This window comes from Pseudomonas sp. BYT-1 (assembly GCF_023611805.1).
Lineage (GTDB): Bacteria > Pseudomonadota > Gammaproteobacteria > Pseudomonadales > Pseudomonadaceae > Aquipseudomonas > Aquipseudomonas guariconensis.
In genome coordinates this window covers 4,404,018-4,426,228 of the sequence record NZ_CP072559.1, presented here as the reverse complement: position 1 = coordinate 4,426,228, position 22,211 = coordinate 4,404,018, and the positions used below count along the sequence as shown (strand labels likewise).

Annotated in this window: 15 protein-coding genes; 3 read left to right on the top strand and 12 right to left on the bottom strand. The window is 61.8% G+C overall.

Annotated features, from left to right (window positions below; genetic code table 11):
- Nucleotides 1-98 precede the first annotated feature (98 nt).
- Nucleotides 99-512 (top strand): NUDIX hydrolase, encoded by a 414-nt coding sequence (locus J5X93_RS20715; RefSeq protein ID WP_102081822.1) that lies wholly within the window; start codon nucleotides 99-101, stop codon nucleotides 510-512.
- On the opposite strand, the gene metR is transcribed toward J5X93_RS20715, so the two are convergent.
- Together metR and J5X93_RS20705 are read right to left on the bottom strand one after the other, a co-directional pair.
- Entirely contained in the window at nucleotides 496-1,413 is a 918-nt protein-coding gene (gene metR / locus J5X93_RS20710) for a transcriptional regulator MetR (protein WP_043206532.1), read from the bottom strand. The two genes, J5X93_RS20715 and metR, sit on opposite strands and share 17 nt — an antisense overlap.
- Nucleotides 1,414-1,527: 114 nt before the next feature.
- Complete coding sequence (locus tag J5X93_RS20705) at nucleotides 1,528-4,878, bottom strand: dermonecrotic toxin domain-containing protein (protein WP_180962710.1); 3,351 nt, start codon at nucleotides 4,876-4,878, stop codon at nucleotides 1,528-1,530.
- A 359-nt stretch (nucleotides 4,879-5,237) separates the two neighbouring features.
- On the opposite strand from J5X93_RS20705, the gene J5X93_RS20700 reads away from it, so the two are divergent.
- On the top strand, nucleotides 5,238-6,233 hold the full coding sequence (locus tag J5X93_RS20700) for an alpha/beta fold hydrolase (RefSeq protein ID WP_102081824.1): 996 nt from the start codon (nucleotides 5,238-5,240) through the stop codon (nucleotides 6,231-6,233).
- A gap of 58 nt (nucleotides 6,234-6,291) precedes the next feature.
- Here the strand turns inward: J5X93_RS20700 and J5X93_RS20695 are convergent, their stop codons facing one another.
- The 7 genes from J5X93_RS20695 to J5X93_RS20665 form a co-directional block, all read right to left on the bottom strand.
- Complete coding sequence (locus J5X93_RS20695; RefSeq protein WP_180962711.1) at nucleotides 6,292-6,618, bottom strand: GlpM family protein; 327 nt, start codon at nucleotides 6,616-6,618, stop codon at nucleotides 6,292-6,294.
- A 24-nt stretch (nucleotides 6,619-6,642) separates the two neighbouring features.
- A complete protein-coding gene (gene aauR, locus J5X93_RS20690) occupies nucleotides 6,643-7,968 on the bottom strand; it encodes a two-component response regulator AauR (RefSeq protein ID WP_043206502.1) in 1,326 nt (441 codons plus the stop codon).
- Nucleotides 7,969-7,981: 13 nt separating this feature from the next.
- Complete coding sequence (gene aauS, locus J5X93_RS20685) at nucleotides 7,982-9,886, bottom strand: two-component sensor histidine kinase AauS (protein ID WP_250033958.1); 1,905 nt, start codon at nucleotides 9,884-9,886, stop codon at nucleotides 7,982-7,984.
- A 62-nt stretch (nucleotides 9,887-9,948) separates the two neighbouring features.
- The gene (locus tag J5X93_RS20680; RefSeq protein WP_043206506.1) at nucleotides 9,949-10,683 is read right to left on the bottom strand and encodes an amino acid ABC transporter ATP-binding protein; all 735 of its coding nucleotides are present in this window, start codon (nucleotides 10,681-10,683) and stop codon (nucleotides 9,949-9,951) included.
- On the bottom strand, nucleotides 10,680-11,351 hold the full coding sequence (locus J5X93_RS20675) for an amino acid ABC transporter permease (protein ID WP_043206507.1): 672 nt from the start codon (nucleotides 11,349-11,351) through the stop codon (nucleotides 10,680-10,682). Before J5X93_RS20675 ends, J5X93_RS20680 begins: the two co-directional genes overlap by 4 nt.
- Entirely contained in the window at nucleotides 11,352-12,098 is a 747-nt protein-coding gene (locus J5X93_RS20670; protein WP_043206508.1) for an amino acid ABC transporter permease, read from the bottom strand.
- Nucleotides 12,099-12,243: 145 nt separating this feature from the next.
- Nucleotides 12,244-13,161, bottom strand: a complete 918-nt coding sequence (locus tag J5X93_RS20665; protein WP_043206509.1) for a glutamate/aspartate ABC transporter substrate-binding protein — start codon at nucleotides 13,159-13,161, stop codon at nucleotides 12,244-12,246.
- 325 nt (nucleotides 13,162-13,486) lie between these two features.
- Between J5X93_RS20665 and J5X93_RS20660 the strand changes: the two genes are divergently transcribed.
- Entirely contained in the window at nucleotides 13,487-17,869 is a 4,383-nt protein-coding gene (locus J5X93_RS20660; protein ID WP_102081827.1) for an NEL-type E3 ubiquitin ligase domain-containing protein, read from the top strand.
- A gap of 56 nt (nucleotides 17,870-17,925) precedes the next feature.
- Here the strand turns inward: J5X93_RS20660 and glpD are convergent, their stop codons facing one another.
- From glpD to glpK, 3 genes are all read right to left on the bottom strand, one after another.
- Nucleotides 17,926-19,464, bottom strand: coding sequence for a glycerol-3-phosphate dehydrogenase (glpD, locus tag J5X93_RS20655; protein ID WP_102081828.1), 1,539 nt, complete (start codon nucleotides 19,462-19,464; stop codon nucleotides 17,926-17,928).
- A gap of 255 nt (nucleotides 19,465-19,719) precedes the next feature.
- Nucleotides 19,720-20,475 carry a DNA-binding transcriptional repressor GlpR gene (gene glpR / locus J5X93_RS20650; RefSeq protein ID WP_043206512.1) on the bottom strand — a complete coding sequence of 252 codons (756 nt, stop codon included), beginning with the start codon at nucleotides 20,473-20,475 and terminating at the stop codon, nucleotides 19,720-19,722.
- Nucleotides 20,476-20,664: 189 nt separating this feature from the next.
- Nucleotides 20,665-22,155: a glycerol kinase GlpK gene (glpK, locus tag J5X93_RS20645; RefSeq protein ID WP_043206513.1), complete on the bottom strand. Its 1,491-nt coding sequence runs from the start codon at nucleotides 22,153-22,155 to the stop codon at nucleotides 20,665-20,667.
- Nucleotides 22,156-22,211 lie beyond the last annotated feature (56 nt).

Here is a 22,211-nt window from a genome sequence, read left to right as displayed (position 1 = left end):
CATTGGCAAGGGGCCGTTCGTCATGAACTTAGCGGTTCCTTGTCCATACCCTGCGCCCGTGGGATCCTTGCTGCCTTTTTACCTGTAAGCGAGTTCCCATGTCCCAGATCATCCGCATCGCCGCCGCCCTGCTGATCGACCCGCAAAGTCGTACCCTGCTCGTACGCAAGCGCGGCACCCAGGCCTTCATGCAGCCTGGTGGCAAGATCGATGCCGGTGAGTCGCCCCAAGCGGCGCTGGTGCGTGAGCTGCATGAGGAGTTGGGGCTGCGGCTGGACCCCGCACAAGCGGTCTATCTGGGTCAGTTCAGCGCACCGGCTGCCAACGAGCCAGGCTTCGAAGTCCTGGCCGAGCTGTTTCGGGTCGACAGCGCCGAGGACGTCGCCCCGGCGGCAGAAATAGAAGAAGTGGTCTGGCTGGCCGCTGACCAGATCACGGATCTAGAGTTGGCGCCCCTGACCCGCGACCTGATCCTGCCGCTCTACCGCCAGGCGGTCAGCGCACCGCGCTGACACCATCGAGGGTAGAGAAGGACGTGTCCTTGGCCGTCAGCAGGAAGTCGCGCATGTAAGGCGCATCGAGCATGTCGGTGCGCACTGCCGCGTGCAAGGTGGCGAACAGGCCCTTCTCACCCAGGCGTTTGCCTTTCACATAGCCGCGCGAGCTGTATTCGTGCAGTGCCCAGTGCGGGATACCGCACACACCACGGCCACTGGCCACCAATTGCATCATCATCACCGTCAGCTCCGAGGTGCGCACCGCGGCGGGCTCGATGTCGGCCGGTTCCAGAAAACGGGTGAAGATGTCCAGGCGATCGCGCTCCACGGGATAGGTGATCAAGGTCTGGTCGAGCAAGTCCTGGGGCACGATGTAGGGCTTGTTGGCCAACGGATGCTGGTTGGCGACCGCGAGCATGGCTTCGTAGGTAAACAGCGGCACGTAGGTGATCCCTGGCAGATCCACAGGGTCGGAAGTCACCACCAGGTCCAGGTCGCCGCGGGCCAAGGCTGGCAGTGGGGCGAAGGCAAAGCCTGAAGCCAGGTCCAGCTCCACCTCAGGCCACGCATCGCGGAACTGGTCGATGGTCGGCATCAGCCATTGAAAACAGCTGTGGCACTCGATGGCCATGTGCAGGCGGCCTGCGGTACCACCGGCCAGCCGGGCGATGTCTCGTTCGGCGCCGCGCAGCAGGGGCAGGGTGGCATCGGCCAGTTGCAGCAGGCGAAGGCCCGCGCTGGTGAAGCGGATCGGTTTGGTCTTGCGCACGAACAGTGCCATTCCCAAGCGTTCTTCCAGCTCCTTGAATTGGTGTGATAGGGCCGACTGGGTCAGGTGCAGGCGTTCGGCGGCCTCTACCAGGCTGTCGGCTTCGCGCAGGGCATGAAGGGTTTTCAGGTGACGGATTTCCAGCACGGCGGCTCCGAGGGCATTCATGGGGGTAACAACGAGTGTTGTTGAGTTTCCCTCATGTTGAGCGCGTTGTCGACGCGGGAAAAAGAAGGGCACCTGAACAGGTGCCCACAATAGCTAGAAGTGCGGTGAGAGGTGTTTCTGAGCCTGGGCACGACTCAGGTCGCCGCGCCAGATGGCCTCTACATGGCTGATTTGCCATTCCCGGCCCAGATAGCGTTGGGCCGGTGTCTTCAGGTGCGCCTTGACGAAGTCGTCGAACGCAGGTGTTGGCTTGTTGAAATGCACATGGGCGTACCACAGAACCTTGGTCAGGTCCTGGCGCTTATCGATCACTTTGAATTCCTGCAGGAAGTCTCGACGTCCATCGGGGAGCCGCTTGAGCTCGACCAAGGCGCCCACTTTCTCGATCTTCACGACATCCTGCTCAACCAGGTAGTCGAGCTGCGCACCCTTGGGCTCCTGAGTCTTCACGATCTGTTCGATACGCAGGGTCCGGCCGCGTTCGACAAGACGCTCGGAAGCCTCGCGTAGGCGGGGCAACGAAGGGTCGTTGGAATCGAGCTGGGTGATCCGGCTGACAATATCATCAAGGTCTGCTGCCTTGAACTGCATCAGGTCTTGCAGGCTTGCCCCGTCCATGTCCTGTGCTGCGTACTGCTCGATCTGACGCTTGAAGGCCTCTAGCGCGCCGAGCTGGCGATTCGCTTCAGCCTGCAGTTCCTTGAGGGTTGCCTTGCGTAAGTGCCTCAGGTCGGTGGGGGCCGGGTTGGTGAGGACGAACTTGCCGGAGGCGTCCTGTCGATAGGTTTCTGTGCGGCCGTTCGCGCCTGTGACGTGGTAGGTGTTGGCCTGTTGCCGGTCACGGGTGCCGATCAGGTAATCGTCCTGCACGGTTTCGAATACCCGTGGTTGGTTGGGTCCCTGAGCGGGGCGTTGTGGTTGCTGGTGGGGATCTGGCTGCTTGGCGGCCTCCTGCAGCTTTCTGGCATAGGGCATATAGGCATCGAGCTTGGCTTCCAGGCGTTTGACTCGGGAAAGGTCCAAGTAGTCGGTGTAGCTGAGCTTCCAGTACCTCAAACTGCTTTTGAATTGCCCTATCAGGTCGATCGATCTGGTGACGATGACGCGGCGTTGACGGTTGCTGGCCTGCACATTAGGCAGTTCATGCAGAAGATAGAGGGCACGATCCAGATCCGCTTGTGGCGCTGCCATCAGAACGCGGAGATTGAACCAGCCGCCATCGGGGGAATGTACGGGTTTGAGCAACAGGTCTTGCAGTTGGGAGATCTCCATGTAGTCCAGAACAGGGTCTGTCAGCCTCTGCATACCGGCATCTATGGTGGCGATATTCTTATGACGCGGCTGGGTGTTCGTGATTGCATTACGCCATGTGCGTAGCGTTTGTATGTGTTGGCGAAACTCGTCCAGTTCTGCCAGCGCCTTGACACGCTGGGTGCTCATTTGTTGGCGAATGGCCAAGTACTCCTGGAGTTTGACCTGGAACAGCGAGCTCTCCATTTCAGGACGCAGCTCAAACGCTTTTGCGTGGCTCGCCTGCCTGAGATTGCCCAGTTCGTCCAGTATTTCCAGGTAGCGCAACTGACTGACTTGTATCAGTCGGTAGTGGCCGTCAACGATCATTATTGCCGCCTCATTCGCGTCAGCCGTGCTATTGGCTCTGACGCGCCCGGACGATACTTCTTCCAGACTCAGGCAGTCCGCATGGAGGCGTTTGGCCTCCTTGATGCACGCTTTGAGCTCGGCGATCAGATCGGTATCGCGGAAATGTACCGATAGCGAAGGCTCCATACGATGCTTGAGCGCTTCAGCCCTAGCTTGCAACAAGTTCCACTCGCGCGGAATGCTCTCACGAAGGCGGTTATGCAGCCGGTAGGCCCGGTCGCGCCACCAGCGAGGCAGTTGTTCTTTGATGAAGGCGGGCCATATGGGGTCCAGTGTGTCGGCAAGAAGGCCCAATGCCTGACCACCGCCTGCGCCTCCACCCAGGCGGTGGACGCCGTACAGGGCAAAGTGCGTGTTCCAGTTATCCGTGTCATCAAGCGCGATTGCCCGTTTGAATGCGCTGCCGGTGTCGCCGGTCAGTTCCCAGGTATGACTGGTCTCGTCCCACCGTACCTTGTACTGGTGGCCCTGCACCACGATGTAGTTGCCTTGGGAATGACGGTAAATGCCTCGGTAACGGCCCTCATTGGCCGGAGAGAGTCCTACCAGGGAGACGGGTTCGCTGACCCGATAAGCGGCCAGTCCGGCAAACGGTTCCGGCCTGGGGGTTGGCAGGTGGGGCGATGTTGCGCCTGCTGTCGACAATCGTCCTAGTTGGTATCGCCTGGCTGAACGGCGCAGCGCGGGGGCGCGGATGTCCACGCCACTGCCCAGCACATCCATGGCGACATCGATCAGGCTGGCCAGTACATTCTCGATGGCATCGAGCACATTGCCTGTCTGGCCATCGGCCAGGGCTCTAACCAGTTCCGCAGAAGCGTCGTACAGATCATAAAGACTTACCGGTAAGCCCAGGACGGGGATCAAGCCCAATGCGATCTTGAAGCCCAGCAGCAGTTTTCCAGCTTGCGCGGCGAGGTTTTCGATATGCAGGTCAAGGTTGCTTCGTGAGGTATCGCGATGTGCCTGGAGCAGTTGCCCCATATGGGTATCGAGCTGCAACTGAGCAAGCGATTGGGTTGCGGGCCACTCGGCGCCAATGCCGATAATGCCGTTGAAACGATGTTGATGGGCCTGATTCAGCCGCGAATGGTGAGCTCTTGAATTTCCCCCCAGGGCCCGGCTGACCAGATAGTCGCGCTCGCGTGCGTCCACGCTGCCCTCGAACAGGCTGATCGTTTCTTGGCCCGTAGAGGCCAGATGGGTCTCAAGCGCTTCACGCGTGGCGTAGCCCGTGAAGGCCGTTGTCTGGTCCGGCGAGTAGAGCACCTGGGGCGCTTCGCCTTCGAGGCTGATGACCAAGGCGCCGGGTTGGCTCGAGGGCACTTCGAGCTGCACCTTTTTCTGGTTGTGGATCAACCACTCTGGATTTTCCAGCAGGCCGATCACCGGCGCTCGATACTCGACGTCCAAGGTGCCTTGATCCAGCACGATATCCAGCGTGGCCAGGAAATGTGCTCGGTATTGCTGGCGGGCGAACTCACGCCGGCTCAAGGTCGTCCCTTCGGCGCGCGCGTCCCAATACGCCTGCCAGCGCTTGCTCACCGCCGTTGACAGGTCAAACACGGCGAGGCGGGCATACAGTTCGTTCGGGCGTAGCTGGGTCAGCTGGCGATTGGCGTCGGATTTGCCCTTCACCTTGGCCTTGGTGTTCAGGTCCTGGGGTGGTGTCCGATGTTGATCGGCGAACACGCACAGTTGGGTCAGGTTGACGAACTGGCTATCGGACTCCAGCACCAGGCCGGTATGTTCCGGATCGCTGGCGAGTGCGCTTTGCAGCACGTCATTGACCGATTGGCGAACGCCAGGCGCAAGGCTCAGCAGACGGTTGAAGGTCTGGCGTGCCTGGCGCCACTGTGCAAGGGCACGGCGAGTCGACGGGGTATCGGCTAACAGGGCACGCGAGTCATCGTGAGGGGGCAGGTAAAATGTCGTCGTAACGGTCATGAGGATTCCATCAAACGTTCGGCCGGATTGGCCGGAATCATTGAAGGGCAACCGCGTAGGAGGGATGAGGTACTCAGATATGGCAGGACCGCCCGGCAGGGTTCACGAAACTGTCATGCTTTTGTGGCAGCGCGCCCGAACGGTTTTCATCAGACTCGCGTTCTACTGGGGATCTGCATTCTGGTGTTTCATTCATGCGGGCTTTTTTGGTTTTCTTGTTTTTGTCACTCAGCACGCCGGCGAGCTTCGCCGAAGGACGCTGCGACACGCGTGCGCCGGTACAACGGGCCGAACTGGGCGAGTTGAGCCTGGTTTACCAAAGCGTGGGAGCACCGTCGGACCCTGTGTTGCTGTTGGTCATGGGGCTGGGTGGGCAATTGATCCACTGGCCCGACGATGTGGTCGAGGCCCTGTGTCGCCAAGGTTTCCGTGTCGTTCGTTATGACAACCGCGATGCCGGGCTGTCGCGTTGGAACAAGCTGCCAGCCTCGGCCAACCTGACCGTCGAGTTGTTGCGTTACAAGCTGGGGCTGCCCGTTTCGGCCCCGTATACCTTGACCGACATGGCCACCGATGGCTTGCGCCTGATGGATGAGCTGAAGGTCGAGCAATTCCATGTGCTGGGGGTGAGCATGGGCGGCATGATTGCCCAACACCTGGCGGCGATGGCGCCGGAGCGTGTGCGCAGCCTGACGCTGGTGATGTCGAGCTCTGGCGCCGAGGGCCTGCCGGCGCCAAGCGCTGCATTGGTGCAACTGCTGGCCCGGCGTGATGCGCCGAATCGTGAAATGGCCATCGAGCACCAGGCGGACCTGCTGGCTGCGCTGGGTAGCCCGACGATCACCGACGAGCGCACGGTGCTGTTGGACCAGGCGGCTGTGGCTTATGACCGGGCGTTCAATCCAGAAGGGGCTCAGCGGCAGATCATGGCCATTCTGGCCGAGCCCAGCCGGGTGGCGCTGCTCAATCAGTTGCGTGTCCCCACGCTGGTCGTGCATGGCACGGCCGATCCGCTGTTGCCGGTGATGCATGGGGTGCACCTGGCCGCGCATATCCAGGGCAGCCAGTTACGGCTGATCCCGGGGCTGGCGCACCGTTTCCAGGAGCCGTTCAAGGCGCCGCTGTTGGCGGCGGTGCTGCCTTACTTGAGCTCGCACCGCGAAGATCCGAGGCATGTGGCCGGCCTTTGACCTGTGATGCCCTTCTGGTGAGGAAGCCGTACCCACAAGGATCACGAGGCGCGGCTGCTCAGTGAAAGCGCATCCACAGCGTGACCAGCACTGTCGCTGCCGCCAGCCAGGCCACCGTGGCCAGGGCCAGCGAGGCTTCCAGGCGCAGCCGGTCGACCAGAACGTACAAGGTGGCCAGGTAGACGAAGTACGGGATGATCGACCACATGCCGAACAGGATGGTGGCCTTCAGGTCCACCAGCGACCGGCTCTTGCCCACGATGTAGTGGGCGATCAGCGCAAAGGTCGGAAACAACGGCACCAGCCCCGCGATGTAGTAGTTGCGGGTCTTGGAAAGGATCGCCAGGAGCACCACGACGGCGGCGCCCAGGCTGGCTTTGAGTATGAGGTCCACGGGCTTCCCTTGGCCTCAGCTGAGGCCGTACTTCTTCACTTTGTCGAACAGCGTGGTCTTGGCCATGCCCAGCTCCTGGCTGGCCTGGCTGAGGTTGCCGCCGGTGCGCTGTAGAGCGTCGCTGAGCAGGTTGCGCTCGAAGGCTTCCACGGCCTCGGCAAAGCCCAGGCCTTGACTGGCGCCGCTGGCGTTCTTCTTGAAGGCTGGCAGGCCAAGGGCATAGCGCTCGGCCACGTTGCGCAACTCACGCACATTGCCTGGCCAATCGTGGGCCATCAGCCGTGACAGGGTCTGGCTGTCCAGCTCCGGCACCTCACGGTCGAAGCGCAGCGCCGATTGCTCGAGAAAGTGCTCGAACAATTGCAGGATGTCCTCGCGGCGTTCGCGCAGAGGCGGCAGCTCCAGGGTGACGACGTTCAGGCGGTAGTACAAATCGCTGCGAAACTGCCCGTTCTGGCCCATGGCGTCCAGGTCCGACTTGGTCGCGGCGATCACCCGGCAGTCCACCGGAATGCTCTGGTTCGAGCCCAGGCGCTCCAGCGTGCGCTCCTGCAACACGCGCAGCAGCTTGATCTGCAGATTGATCGGCATGCTCTCGACTTCATCGAGGAACAACGTCCCGCCATTGGCATGTTCGATCTTGCCGATGCGCCGTTTGCCGGCGCCCGTGAAGGCATTGGCCTCATGACCGAAGATCTCGCTCTCGAACAGGTTCTCCGGCAGGCCGCCGCAGTTGAGCGCCACGAAGGGCTGCCCCTGGCGACGACTGAAATCGTGCAGGCAACGGGCGACCAGTTCCTTGCCGGTGCCGGTCTCGCCTTCGATGAGCACGTTGGCTGAGGTGTCGGCCACGTTGGCGATCAGTTCGCGCAGGTTCTGCATCGCTGGCGAGCGGCCGATGATGCGGCCTTCCAGCGTGCTGTGGCCGGCCAGCTGGCGACGCAGCGCATGGACCTCGCGGGACAGGCCGCGTTGCTCCAGGGCGCGGCGGACCACATCCACCAAGCGCTCGGGGGAGAAGGGTTTCTCCATGAAGTCATAGGCGCCGTTGCGCATGGCGCCGACCGCCATGTCGATGTCGCCGTGGCCGGTGATCAGCACCACCGGCAGGCTACGGTCGCGGGCCTTGAGCCGGCCGAGCAGCTCCAGGCCATCCATGCCGGGCAGGCGGATATCGCTGACGACGATACCGGCGAAATCATCGCCGATGCGTTCCAGCGCTTGCTCGGCGCTGCCCACGCCTTCGCAGGCGATGTCTTCCAGGGCCAGAGCCTGCTGGCAGCCCAGCAGCACATGGGGGTCGTCTTCGACGATCAGGACAGTCAAGGGCACTTGGTTCATACGGACCCTGCGTTCATAGAGGTTCTACCGAATTGCCGGTGGGCGTGACCAAGGGCAGGGCGAGCACGAAGGCTGTCCCGCCACTGGCAGGATGCTCGACGCTCAGCGAGCCCTTGGCAGCGGCGGCGAGGCTCGCCGAAAGGGTCAGGCCCAGGCCCAGGCCATGCTCGCCCGGTTTGGTGGTGAAGAAAGGTTCGAACAGGTGCTTGCGCGCCTCGGCATCGATGCCGTGACCATTATCGCGCACCCGCAGGCGGTATTTGTCGCCCTGCAGCTCGCCCTCGAGCCAAAGCTGCGGTGTGGGCTGGTGGGTCATGGCGTCCAGGGCGTTGCCGACCAGGTTGACCAGGATCTGCTCCAGGCGTGTCTGGTCGATGGCCAGTTGCTGGTCCTCGAATTGGGTGTGCAGCTGTAGCTTGCAGCCGGCGATGCGGTTGGCCAGCACCTGCAAGGAGGCATCGACGGCCTTGCTCAACGAGGCCTGGCCACTGTCATCGCCACGCCTTGCGAAGGAGCGCAGGCTAGCGGTGATACGGCCCATGCGGTCGATCAAGTCGTTCATGGTGCGCAGATTGGTGCTGGCCGTTTCCAGGGCACCGCGTTCCAGGAAGCGCACAGTATTGCCAGACAACGTGCGCAGCGCCGCCAGAGGCTGGTTCAACTCGTGGGCGATGCTGGTGGACATTTGCCCGATGGCCGCCAGTTTGCCGGCCTGGACCAGTTCGTCTTGAGCGTGGCGCAGGGTCTGCTCGGCGTGCCGACGTTCGCGGATCTGCCCCTTGAGCCGCTCGTTGCTGGCGCGCAGATCAGCGGTACGCTCGGTGATGCGTCGCTCCAGTTGGCTGTTGGCCTCTTCGAGGGCTTCGCGGGCGGCCAGGCGGGTGGCGATCACCTTGCGGCGCTCGTTCCAGGCGATCGCCAGGATGGTCAGCAGGGCGAAGGCCACACCCACCAGGATGCCCTGGACCATGGACTCACGGTGCAGGTCCTGCAGGGGCGTGAGCAAGGTGAAGTGCCAGGGGGTGTCCACCAGGCGCCGGGTCTGGGCCAGGTAGGCCATTTCACGGGGCTTGCCCTGGCCGATTTCGCTGTTGGCAGGGAAGGTGAGTTTTTCCACGCCCTCGGACAGGGTTTCCCGGGCCAGTGGTTGCAATTCGTTGAGCGGCCACCAGTAGTACTGCAGGCTGCGCGCCAGGCGTTCCTTGATCTGCGGGGTCAGCGGGCGCACCGACTTGAGCCGGCGGGCCGGGTCGCTGGAAAGAATGATGATGCCATTCTCATCGCTGACGAAGGCTTCCAGGCGGGCGCGTTGCCAGCGTTCTTCTAGGGTGTCCAGGCGCACCTTGATCACCGCCACGCCGATGATCTTGCCGTGCTCTTCCAGCCCATGGGCCAGGTAGTAGCCTGCTTCGCCAGTGGTGCTGCCGATGCCGTAGAAGCGGCCAGGCTCGCCGCGCACGGCATCCTGGAAGTAGGCGCGGAACGACAAGTCCTCGCCAAGGAAGGAGTCGGCGTCGCGCCAGTTGCTGGTGGCCTGGACGCGACCGGTGGTGTCCAGGACGAAGATGGCCCGGCTACGGCTGCGCCGGTTCAGGCCTTCGAGGTATTCGTTGACGGTCTGGCGGTAGCCGCCATCGGGGTCGGTGAGCAGTTTCGAGACGCTGTCTTCGAGTTCCAGCAGGCTCGGCAGGTAGGTGTATTTGCTGATCTCGCTCTCGACGGTGCGTGCGTGGAGCTCGAGCTGGCGTTCGCCGTTCTCGCTCAAGGCGCGAATGCCGTTGCTCTCGCTGATCAGGTAGCCAGCCATCCCCAGGCCGACCATCAGCAAAATGATCAGGGGTGGTAGCAGCAATTGACGGATCAGGCGGGATTTCACGGCAGGCTGGGCAGGGCGAAGGAGCGAGGGGTCGCATTTCATCACAGTGGCCTTGTCACGACCAGCGTCCGCTGCCCGGATCGCCGGGCAGCGGCATGGCCGACTCAGTGCTGCAGGATCTTGCTGAGGAAGTGCTGGGTGCGCTCGTGGCGGCCTTCGGGGTTGCCGAAGAAGTCTTCCTTCTGGCAGTCCTCGATGATGCTGCCCTTGTCCATGAAGATCACCCGGTTGGCCACCTTGCGAGCGAAGCCCATCTCGTGGGTCACGCACATCATGGTCATGCCTTCATGGGCCAGTTCGACCATCACGTCCAGCACCTCGTTGACCATTTCCGGATCCAGCGCCGAGGTCGGTTCGTCGAACAGCATGACGATCGGGTCCATCGACAGCGCACGGGCGATCGCCACACGCTGCTGCTGGCCGCCGGAGAGCTGGCCAGGATGCTTCTTGGCGTGCGCGCCCAGGCCTACGCGGTCGAGCAGGGCCAGACCTTTCTTGGTGGCTTCGGCCTCGCTGCGGCCCAGAACCTTGCGCTGGGCGATGGTCAGGTTCTCGGTGATCGACAGGTGCGGGAACAGCTCGAAGTGCTGGAACACCATGCCGACGCGCGAACGCAGCTTGGGCAGGTTGGTCTTCGGGTCGGCGATGGAGGTGCCGTCGACCACGATGTCACCCTTCTGGAAGGGCTCCAGGGCATTGACGCACTTGATCAGCGTGGACTTGCCCGAGCCGGATGGCCCGCAGACCACCACCACTTCACCTTTCTTGACCTCGGTGCTGCAGTCGGTCAGCACCTGGAAGTCCCCGTACCACTTGTTGACGTTCTTGATGGAAATCATACGGTGATCCTTTTTTGCAGGCGCTTGACCAGCCACGAAGCGGAGAAGCTGATGAGGAAGTACACGACCCCGGCGAAGATCAGGAACTCATGGGAGCGCCCGATGATGTCGCCGTTGGAGCGTGCCGAGTTGAGGAAATCCACCAGGCCCACGGTGTAGACCAGCGAGGTGTCCTGGAACAGGATGATGCTCTGCTGCAGCAGCAGGGGGGTCATCTTGCGAAACGCCTGGGGCAGGATGATCAGGCGCATGGTCTGGCCGTAGGTCATGCCCAGTGCCTGCGCGGCGCCCATCTGGCCCTTGGAGATCGACTGCACGCCGGCCCGCACGATCTCGCAGAAGTAGGCGGCCTCGAACATCATGAACGCCACCACACAGGAGGTGAAGGCGCCGACCGGGGTGTCCTCGCCGGTGATCCAGCGCAGCACGAACGGGACTGCCAGGTAGAACCAGGTGATCACCAGCAGCAGCGGGATGGAGCGGAAGTAGTTGACGTAGGCGCCGGCCAGATTCGACAGCAGCTTGCTCGATGACAGGCGCATCAGCGCCAGGATCGTACCCAGCACGATACCGCCGACCACGCCCATGACCATCAGTTGCAGGGTCATCACCATGCCTTCCCAGAGGGCCGGCAGGGCGGGGATGATTTCGCTGAAATCCATGTCCATTTACTTGCCCCCCACGGAGATCAGGCCAGGTACCGAGACTTTCTTCTCGATGAAACGCATGAACAGCATCAGCCCCATGTTCAGGGTGAAGTAGATCAAGGTGGCCAGCGTGAATGCTTCGAACAGGTTCGCGGAGAACTCGGCGGTCTGCTTGGTCTGGGCCAGCAGTTCCATCAGGCCGATCAGCGACGCCACGGAGGAGTTCTTGAACACGTTCAAAAATTCCGAGGTGAGCGGCGGGATGATGATCCGGTAGGCCTGGGGCAGCAGCACGTTCATGTAGATCTGCGGCAGGCTGAAGCCCAGCGCCCGGCCAGCCGATTCCTGACCGCGAGGCAGGGCCTGGATGCCGGTGCGTACCTGCTCGCAGACCCGCGCGGCGGTGAACAGGCCCAGGCAGATGACCACGCTGATGAGGGCGGAGGTGGTCGGGTTGAGGTCTTGCTTGAACCACTCCTGCAGCCCTTCAGGCAGCAGGTCCGGCACCAGGAAGTACCAGATGAACAGCTGCACCAACAGCGGCACGTTGCGGAACAGTTCCACATAGGCGGTGGCGATCCCCGATACCACACGGTTCGGCACGGTGCGCATCACGCCGAGCAGCGAGCCCAGCAGCAAGGCGATGATCCAGGCGGTCACGGCAATGGCGATGGTCCAGCCCAGACCGGTGATATACCAGTCCAGGTAGGTTTCGCTGCCCACGCCGGTGGACTTGAAGAATACGCCCCAGTCCCAGTTGTAATTCATCGGGATTTCCCCTCAGACGGTTGTTTCACGGGCACCTTCGAGCAACCGAGGGCGGCGAGCGCCCTCGGTTGAAAGGTTAGACACTAATGAGTGGCCTGTCGGGTTGATTGCTGCTCGGGTCGAGCAGTAGGCCACTGGCTGGGGATCAGGACTTCTTCTCGTCCGCCGCCTTGTCGGTCGGCTCGGCGATCAGCTTTTTCAGCTCTTCGCTCATCGGGAAGTTCAGGTTCAGGCCTTTTGGCGGAATCGGCTGCTGGAACCACTTCTCGTAGCTCTTGTTGACCGCGCCAGACTTGAAGTACGCCACGATGGCGTCATCGACCGCTTTCTTGAAGGCGTCGTCACCCTTGCGCACCATGCAGCCGTAGATCTCGTAGGACTGCGGGGTGCCGGTGATGACCCAGTCGGCAGGTTTGCGCGCCTTGGCCATTTCGCCGGCGAGCAGGGCGTCGTCCATCATGAAGGCCACGGCGCGGCCGCTTTCGAGCATGTTGAAGGCTTCGCCGTGGTCTTTTGCGGAGATCACGTTCATCTTCATCTGCTTGTCGGCGTTCATCGCCTTGAGGATGCGTTCGGAGGTGGTACCGGCGGTGGTCACCACGTTCTTGCCGGCCAGGTCCGGGAAGTCCTTGTAGGCTGGCTGACCGTCCTTGACCTTGGTCAGCAGGCGGGTGCCGACTTCGAAGATGCCGACCGAGAAGCCGACCTGCTGCTGGCGCTCGACGTTGTTGGTGGTGGAGCCGCATTCAAGGTCCACGGTGCCGTTCTGCACCAGCGGGATGCGGGTCTGGGAGGTGACCAGGTTGTAGCGGACCTTGATGTCCGTACCCAGTTGCTTTTTCAGCGCATCGACGACGGCCAGCTGGATGTCGTGGGAATAGCCCACAGGCTCTGGCTTGCCGGCCAGGTAGGAAAATGGAATGGAGGAGTCGCGGTGGCCCAGGGTGATGGTGCCCGAATCCTTGATCTTCTTCAGGGTGCCGGTCAGTTCTTCGGCCATGACAGGCGATGCGATGACAGCGGCCGCGATGGCGGCGCCCAGCAATTGACGAACGATGCGCATCAAATTTTCCTCGACGTGTTTGTTTTTTTTATGGAGCCGTTGGCGGACTCTTCGTTCCACGAATACAGCAGCAAACGTGGTGCATTCGGCTACCAAGTGTAGAGCATGAGTCGTGCCAAGCCCTGCTGTCGATCATATCGCCGCGAAATTACTGGTTTTGAGGCTTTTTTTTACCGTTTTTTGCCAGAGCAGATGTGCGGATTTCCGAATGAATACCCTCTGCGTGTTCGGAAATCCGAATGAGGGGCCTGGGTAGTACCCCGGTACTGCGCCACCGGGGCAAGCAATTGATGAGATCGAGCTTTTCAACTGCTCGAGATTGCACATGCCTGATTCCGCTCCATCTGACGACTCCATCGACACCTTGTTCGCGCAACAGATGCCAAGCTGGTTGCGCCGTGAGGACGGCCACCTGCACTGTATCGATCGCCTGCGTGCGTTTCACAAGGCATTGCTCAGGCAAGAGCGTGCGGTAGCCGCCTTGCGCCCGGTGCTGGCGCAGATTCCTTCGATCGAGGCGTTCGCCGAGCCGCTTTTACGTGAAAAGCTGGTGCAACTGGGTGAAGCGGCTCCTGACGTCAGGCACAGCCAGGTGTGTATCTGGCGGCGTCCGGTCATGCCGTCCTTTGCTTTAATACTTTCGACGCGCCAGTTCGTTCCATCATCGACACAAAGCCTATTGGCCGCTGCGCTGCACAACTTTCATCTGGTCGAGACCCGGCCTTCCGACACTCGCAAAGGGTATCTGCGCACGCGTTCGGGTAAGCGGATGGCCTTGGGGTTTCATGCCTTTGCCGGGCGCTGCCGAGAGCTGGACATCGGCGCGAAGTACCAGGAAAAACTCAAGGCGGTTCTCAAACCCAAAGACGGCGCTGAGGCCGTGTATCGCCTGTTCCAGGAGAACCAGCAGGCGCACCTTGAGGTCGCCGTGCGCTCGGCGCAGCTCAAGGGCGAGCTGGATGAGGACAGCTTCCAGTGCATGCTGGCCTTGATGGCGTTTCCGTCAATCGTGCCGGCAACCTCGTCCAACGTGGAGCTTCGGCACCTGTATATATTGGGCGTACCCGTTCATGGCGTGGTCTGCGCAGCGGCCAGTGCGGCTGATGGTGGGGCGTTGCAAGGTGTGATCGTCTGGGTGCCCAATGATCCGGATTGTCCGGTGAAGCGTTTTGATTCCTGGCAGGCAGTCTACGACGGGCTGGCCAGGCGTTTGGTCAGCCGTCGTTATCGGCAGTTTTTTGCCCGATTCGTCAGCGAGGCCGACCGCGTCAAGTTCTTCACCCGTCTGGCCGAGCAGTCCAAGGGCTGGACGCACGAACGGTTGGCGACATTGACCGGCGGACATAAGCCGATCATTGCAAAAAAGGACAAATCGATAGGAGAGCGGTTGAGAGTCTTTCTGGCTGACTCGCAGATAGACAAGATTTTCGACGATGCACGTGTGCTCGCTGTGCCGACAGGTCAGGAAGACGAAAACGATCGTAACGAACGGCTAAGCGGTTACGAGTCCTTGGGCCTGAATGTACTCAATATCGCTTCGCTGTTCGTTCCGGTATTGGGGGAGGCATTGCTGCCTGTGGCCCTGGTGCAGATCGCCAGCGAGTTCTATGAAGGTTACGAGGATTGGAACCTGGGCGATCGTCAGGGAGCTATCGCCCATGTGTTTGGGGTGGCCGAGAGCATGGTCGCTGGAGCGCTGCTGGCTAAAGGGGTATCGGTGGCGGTAAAGGCGCTCAAGCCAGTGGCATTCATCGATAAGCTCAGCCTGGTTCGCACCCGTCAGGGCAAGGTGAAGCTGTTCGACGGCTCGCTCGAGGGTTACCGGCTAGACCCCGCCAGCCACAATGCTCAAACCCCGCAAGAACAATGGTTGCTGCATGACGACAATCAGCTCTACCGGCTGCAGACCGAGCGTGGCGGGCGCCTGCGTCATCCCACGCGTGCTGATATGTACACGCCGCGTATAGAAGACAACGGAGCAGGGGGCTGGCGCCACGAATTCGAGCAGCCGCGGACCTGGAGCGGTGCCGGTACCTTGGTTCGGCGGCTGAGCGGGCGCTTGTCTGACCTTTCCGATGAAACGGCAAAGCATTTGTTGCAGGCGACCGGTTACAGCGAGGCGCAGATACGCCGATTGCACCTCGAAAACCAGGGGGCGCCTGCGCGATTGCTCGATGCGCTGGAGCGTCATCAACTGCATCAGCAGCATGCTCATCTGGGGGGCGCTGAGCTCGAGGCGCTGTTCAAGGAGCGCGAACCCATGGCCGGTCCAGCGCAAAGCAAATTGCTGCGGGATTTTCCGGGGTTGTCGCTTCGTTGTGCGCGGGAAATCTGTGCCCAGGCCACTGGCGCCGAAATCACCCGCCTGGAGAGCAGCGAGCGAGTGCCGTTGGCATTGGCCGAACGTGCTCGATGGTATCTGCGCGAGAGCCGTCTCGACCGCGCCTGCGCCGGGCTGCGCCTGTTCAGGGCGACCAATGCCGACACCCAGCGTCTGGCGCTTGAGTTGATCGAGTTGCTGGCGCCCTGGCCTGCGGATTTGCGGATCGAGATTCGCGAAGGCTCGATCGAGGGACCGCTGCTGGCCAAACAGGGCAAGGCGCAGGCTGCCAGGCGGAGGTCGATCATCCGTTCAGGTAATCGATACGCGCTCCAGGGGCACAAAGGCGAGCAGGATTTGATGTCGTTGTTGTTCGGCCTGTTGAGCGACGGGCAAAAACGTACGTTGGGTATTGCGGGAAAGCAGGTCGACGCCCTGGAAAATCGCTTGGCAGCGTATGCCAGCGAGTCGCGTGATCGGGTTGCCAAGTGCCTTGGTATGGGCGATGCGAAGGCCCTACGTGCCCCGCTGCGCTTCGGCGATGGGCAGGCGGGGTATGCGCTCAGCGGAAGAGGGGCTGTCGATGGATCGGCCATCGTGCGAGGCATCCATCGGATTTTCCCGACGTTGAGCGCCCTGCAGCTCGATGCCTACATTCGTGAGCTGCGCACCCGTCATTTGGGGTTGTACGAGCACTTTTCGATGTTGTCGCTGCATCTGGAGCAGTTGCGCACGGGGCTGGAGGCTTGGCGCAACGAGGCCAGCGGGCTGTTCACTCGTCTGCGTCGTCGTCGGGTCGCCGACCAGATCAGGCGTAGCTGGCGACGCAAGATCGTCAATGAAGATGGCTCCTACGTCCTGGTGATCGACGGAGAGCGGGTCGGCGGGCTACCGACCTTGCCTGAAGGGGTGAGGTTCGATCACGTCGAGCGGCTGGTTCTGCGCAACATGGAACTGTCCGACATCGAGGCGGATTTTCTGCACCGCTTCGCCAATGTGCGTGAGCTCGATCTGAGGGGTAACCGCCTTGGCCGCGTGCCTCAGGGCCTGGAATACCTTGGGCAGCTCAGGTGGCTCGATCTGTCGCGTAATCACATCGTCATGGATGAAGCCGGGGAACACTGTCTGCGCGGCCTGGCGCGCCTTCAGCATCTCAACCTCAGCCATAATGGCGAACTCGGCCGCGCGCCGGACCTGAGCCACCTGCGCCACCTGCGCGAGATGCGCTTGCGGGCGACGGGGTTGATGGCGTTGCCGGAGCGACTCCCACTGGCTGCACTGGTGGATTTGCGCAGCAATCGTATTCAGTTGCTGCAGCGTGACAACCACAGGCTTCGCCACCGACTCGAGCGGGTGCTGCTGCACGATAATCCGCCCTCGCACAGCGGCAGCGAAGGGTCCTCCAGCTCGGGCGATGTGTCGTTGGCGCCGGTGAGGGCGATCGCGGGCGAGGATGTCCAGGAGAATCCCGGTTACCAGCATGCTGTCGTCGACGCTTCGCTGCGCGCGCGGTGGCTGGATGAGGGAGCGGATGAACAGAGCCTGCGCAGGCAGGCACTCTGGGAGACGTTGCAGGAGGAGCCTGGTTCGGCATCGTTGTTCCAGTTTCTGGCTGACTTTGCCAGCTCGCGGGATTTCACGAGGAATCCGCAGCGCTTTCGCGCCCGCATCTGGTCATTGCTGCAAGCGTGTGCCGAGCGTGAGCCCTTGCGCCAGCGGCTGTTCATGATGATGGATGGCCCCCGCGGCTGTGATGACAGATTGTTGCTGACGCTGCGTCACGCCGAAGAGGCCGTGCTTGCCGAACAGGCCATTCTCGGCGTTGCGAAGGATCAGGTGGAAAGCACCTTGCTTGGCCTGGCACGTCCATTTTTCCGACTGGATGAGATCGACCAGATCGCCACGGAACACGTCGCCCGGCTGGAGTCTGAACGGGAAATGCAACTTGCCCTGGGGCAAGAGACGGGTGTGGTGGATCCGGTTGAGACGGAGCTGGCTTACCGGGTCGCGCTCTATGAATGGATCGGTCTGCCGCTGCAGAAGGACTGGATGCATTTCGGGCGTTTTTCCAGGCTTACCAAGCACGACGTGGAAATCGCTCAAGCGCGGGTGCTCTCGCTGGAAAATGATGACGCCTTAATCGACTCGCTCGCTCAACGCCCGTTCTGGGCGCACTACGTCAGGGAACACTACGCGCAGCGCTTCGAGGCGGTGCATCAGGCGTCTTGGGGAGAGCTGGATTCGCTCGACGATAAGCTGGCTGCGGACCAGATCACAGAAGGGGAATACGCAAGACGGCTGAAGGAGATGGCTGATGAGTTCAACCGGGCCGAACGTGAGCTGGTGAAGGCGCTGGCCCGGGAGGTCTACATGCGCGCCAAGCCATAGGCTGGCTGTCAGCCCCCTGGCTGCGCGGGCGCCATGCCAGGGGGCTTGATTGAGGGTCAGGCTGCCTGCTCGGCGGCTCGGTTGGAGTGGGCGCGGTGCAGGTAATCGGCCAGTGCCTGCTTTTCAGCCGGGCTGGTGAACAGCCCCAGCTTGGTCCGGCGCCAGAGGATGTCATCGGCTTGCACCGCCCATTCCTGGGCGATCAAATAGTCCACTTCACGGCTGAACAAGCCGCCACCGATTGGTTGGCCCAGGTCCTCGGGCCCACTCACGCCTTCGATCAGGCGCCATACCCGGCTGCCATAGGTCACTGCCCAACGCTTGGCGATATCCACCGGCAGCCAGCCGTGGCGGGCCAATACCGCATCGACCAGCGCCTGAACCGTCGTCATGTTTTCACCGCCTGGGAGTGGGGCGGTGGCCGTCCAGCTATCACGCATCTGGGTGAAGAATGGCTTGAGTTCGCCCATGGCCGATTCGGCCAGCTTACGGTACGTGGTGAGCTTGCCGCCAAAGACCGACAGCAGAGGTGCCTGGCCGTCGCTGGCCGACAGCGCCAAGGTGTAGTCGCGGGTGACGGCCGACGGATTGTCGGATTCGTCGTTGCACAGCGGGCGTACCCCGGAATAGGTGTGCAGGATATCGGCGCGGCTGAGCTGATGGTTGAAATGCTCGTTGACGATCTTGAGCAAGTAGTCGGTTTCCATCTCGGTGATGGCTACCTTGGCTGGGTCGGCGCTGTACTCACGGTCGGTGGTGCCGATCAGGGTGAAGCGATCCAGGTACGGGATGGCGAAGACGATGCGTTGGTCTTCGTTCTGCAGGATGTAGGCGTGTTCGCCTTCGTACAGACGCGGAACGATGATGTGGCTGCCCTGGATCAGGCGGATGCCGTAAGGCGCGTCGAGCTTGAGATCGTCCTTGATGAAGCTGGCTACCCAAGGCCCGGCGGCGTTGACCAAGGCGCGGGCGCGGATGGTGCGCTGGCTGCCGTCGGCCTGTTGCAGTGCCACCTCCCACACCCCATCGACGCGCTCTGCGCGCAGGCAGCGGGTATGGGTATGAATGTGCGCGCCTTTTTCACGGGCAGCCATGGCATTGAGCACCACCAGACGCGCGTCGTCCACGGCGCAATCGGCGTACTCGAAACCTCGGGTAATGACGGGCTTGAGCGGATTGCCAGCGCCGAAGCGCAGGCTGCGAGAGGCCCCCAGGCGCTTGCGCTTGCCCAGGTGATCGTAGAGGAACAGGCCCGCGCGGATCATCCAGGCTGGGCGCAGGTGTGGGCGGTGGGGCAGGACGAAACGCATGGGTTTGACGATATGCGGTGCCTTGGCCAGCAACACCTCGCGCTCTGCCAGGGCCTCACGGACCAGACGGAACTCATAGTGCTCCAAGTAGCGCAGGCCGCCATGAATCAACTTGCTACTGGCCGAGGACGTATGGCTGGCCAGGTCGTCTTTTTCGCAAAGGAACACCTTCAGGCCGCGTCCCGCTGCGTCGGCGGCGATGCCCACGCCATTGATGCCTCCCCCGATCACAGCGAGGTCGTAACAATCGGCGAGGGGCGGCTGGGACGAAGCGGGCTGGGACACGGCAAGGCCTCCTGGGGGCGCAGTTCACATCGAAAGTGAACATTGATGTTCATTTTCGAAAATACTAGCGCAACGAATAGCCGTTATCCAGTCAGTCTCTATAGAAAAAACTGATCAGAGAACAAGAAAATGAACGATAGCGAACATAGAACGCGCCGTATTCGGCGCATGCGAGCACTGGGGGTGGGCCGGTGAGGACCTGACCTGTAATGGGCTGCAAGGCAGCCCAGGATCTGCTGGATTCCGACGCCCGGATCAGACGACTTCTAGGCGAATCTTGTGCTGGTTGAGCAATTGGGTGAGGGCGGGGGTTGGGGGCTGGTCGGTCACCAGGCAGTCGACCAGGCTGATCGAACCCAGGCGAACCATGGCATTGCGGCCGAACTTGCTCGAGTCGGCAGCCAGGATGACCTGACGGGCATTGTTGATGATCGCCTGGGAAACCCGTACTTCCTGATAGTCGAAATCGAGCAGGCTGCCATCTTCGTCGATGCCACTGATGCCGACCAGGGCGAAGTCGACCTTGAACTGGTTGATGAAGTCGACGCTTGCCTGGCCCACGACCCCGCCGTCGCGGCGCACGGTGCCGCCAGCCACCAGGACTTCGAAATCGTCCTTGGCGCCGAGTATCGCGGCCACATGCAGGTTGTTGGTGATGACCTTGAGATGGTTGTGATTGAGCAGGGCGCGGGCGATCGACTCGGTGGTCGTGCCGATATTGATGAACAGTGAGGCATGATCGGGAATCTGCCGGGCCACGGCTTCGGCGATGCGTTGCTTCTCATCGCGCATCTGGTCTGCACGCATGGCGTAGGCGGTGTTCTCGATGCTCGAATCGTAGGCTGCGCCGCCGTGGTAGCGTCGCAGCAGGTTGCCCTCGGCGAGCTGGTTGATGTCACGGCGGATGGTTTGTGGGGTGACGACGAACAGCTGCGCCATTTCTTCGATGCTGACGTAACCGCGCTCGCGCACCAGTTCGAGGATTTGTTGTTGGCGGGGAGGCAGATTCATGGGCGGTCCTTTGGGGCTGCCGGACAAATTCTGCAATGAAACCAAAGGCGGCTATAAGCTACAAGCTACAAGTTACAAGCCATAAGAAAAAGCAGCGTTCGGTTGGCCGACGTGCCTATGCTTGGCTTGCAGCTTGCAGCTTGCAGCTTGCAGCTTGCAGCTTGCAGCTTGCAGCTTGCAGCTTGCAGCCTACTCTTCCCAGTCGCGGGTGCGCTCCACAGCCTTTTGCCAGCCTTTGTAGAGCTTTTCTTTCTGCGCTTCTTCCAGTTGTGGGCTGAACTCGCGCTCGATGATGGCCTTGTCCCGCAGTTCGTCCAGTCCGCTCCAGAAACCACAGGCCAGGCCTGCCAGGTAGGCTGCGCCCAGGGCTGTGGTTTCGCGCATTTTCGGTCGTTCGACGCAGGTGCCGAGGATATCGGCCTGGAACTGCATGAGGAAGTTATTAGCCACTGCGCCCCCATCGACGCGCAGTTCGCTCAGGCGCTGGCCGCAATCTTGCTGCATGGCATCGAGCACGTCGCGGGTCTGGAAGGCGATCGATTCCAGGGCTGCCCGGATGATGTGATCGACCTTGACACCGCGGGTCAGCCCGAACAGCGCGCCACGGGCATAGGGGTCCCAATAGGGGGCGCCGAGGCCGGTGAAGGCGGGTACCAGATAGACGCCATTGCTGTCCTTGACCTTGCTGGCGAAGTATTCGGTGTCATAGGCATCGTTGACGATCTTCAGCTCGTCGCGCAGCCACTGCACGGTGGAGCCGCCGTTGAACACCGCGCCTTCCAGGGCATAGGCCACTTCCCCCCGCGGGCCGCAGGCGATGGTGGTGAGTAGGCCGTGGGACGACTTCACCGCCTGCTTGCCGGTATTCATCAGCAGGAAGCAGCCCGTGCCGTAGGTGTTCTTGGCCTGACCGGGCTCGACGCACATCTGGCCGAACAGCGCCGATTGCTGGTCGCCGGCGATACCGGCAATGGCGATGCCGCTTTTGGTGTGACCATAGACCTCGGACGATGGGCGTACCTGGGGCAGCATCTGGCGAGGAATACCCAGGATCTGCAGCAGTTGGTCGTCCCATTGCAGGGTATGGATGTTGAACATCAGGGTGCGCGAGGCGTTGGTGTAATCGGTGACATGGACCTTGCCGCCCGAGAATTTCCAGATCAGCCAGGTATCGATGGTGCCGAACAGCAGTTCGCCCCGTTCGGCACGCTCACGGACACCTTCGACGTTGTCGAGGATCCATTTGAGCTTGGTGCCGGAGAAATAGGGGTCGGTGACCAGCCCGGTGGTTTCGCGGATGTACGCCTCATGGCCTTCGCGTTTGAGCTGCTCGCAGATCTCGGTGCTGCGCCGGCACTGCCAGACGATGGCGTTGTACACGGGGCGGCCGGTTTCCTTGTCCCAGACCACAGTGGTTTCACGCTGGTTGGTGATGCCCAGCGCGGCCACCTGGGCATGGCTGATGCCAGCCTGGGCCAGCGCCTCGACCATGGTCGCGCTCTGGGTGGCGAAGATTTCCATCGGGTCGTGCTCGACCCAGCCAGCCTGGGGGTAGTGCTGGGCGAACTCGCGCTGCGAGGTGCCGACCACGTTAGCGTCGCGGTCGAAGATGATGGCCCGCGAACTGGTGGTGCCCTGGTCCAGGGCGATGATGTAGTTCTTGTCCTGGGTATCTGTCATGTCGGTGGCCTTGCACAAAATTGGGGGAAGTCAGGGCTGGTCGGGCAATTGGCCCG

Coding starts and splice junctions, on each gene's coding strand:
- J5X93_RS20670 (WP_043206508.1), bottom strand. CDS start 12,098: ATGAATTACAACTGGGACTGGGGCGTATTCTTCAAGTCCACCGGCGTG.
- glpK (WP_043206513.1), bottom strand. CDS start 22,155: ATGACAGATACCCAGGACAAGAACTACATCATCGCCCTGGACCAGGGC.
- aauR (WP_043206502.1), bottom strand. CDS start 7,968: ATGAACCAAGTGCCCTTGACTGTCCTGATCGTCGAAGACGACCCCCAT.
- J5X93_RS20675 (WP_043206507.1), bottom strand. CDS start 11,351: ATGGACATGGATTTCAGCGAAATCATCCCCGCCCTGCCGGCCCTCTGG.
- J5X93_RS20715 (WP_102081822.1), top strand. CDS start 99: ATGTCCCAGATCATCCGCATCGCCGCCGCCCTGCTGATCGACCCGCAA.
- J5X93_RS20680 (WP_043206506.1), bottom strand. CDS start 10,683: ATGATTTCCATCAAGAACGTCAACAAGTGGTACGGGGACTTCCAGGTG.
- glpR (WP_043206512.1), bottom strand. CDS start 20,475: ATGAATCTGCCTCCCCGCCAACAACAAATCCTCGAACTGGTGCGCGAG.
- J5X93_RS20665 (WP_043206509.1), bottom strand. CDS start 13,161: ATGCGCATCGTTCGTCAATTGCTGGGCGCCGCCATCGCGGCCGCTGTC.
- J5X93_RS20660 (WP_102081827.1), top strand. CDS start 13,487: ATGCCTGATTCCGCTCCATCTGACGACTCCATCGACACCTTGTTCGCG.
- aauS (WP_250033958.1), bottom strand. CDS start 9,886: ATGAAATGCGACCCCTCGCTCCTTCGCCCTGCCCAGCCTGCCGTGAAA.
- J5X93_RS20700 (WP_102081824.1), top strand. CDS start 5,238: ATGCGGGCTTTTTTGGTTTTCTTGTTTTTGTCACTCAGCACGCCGGCG.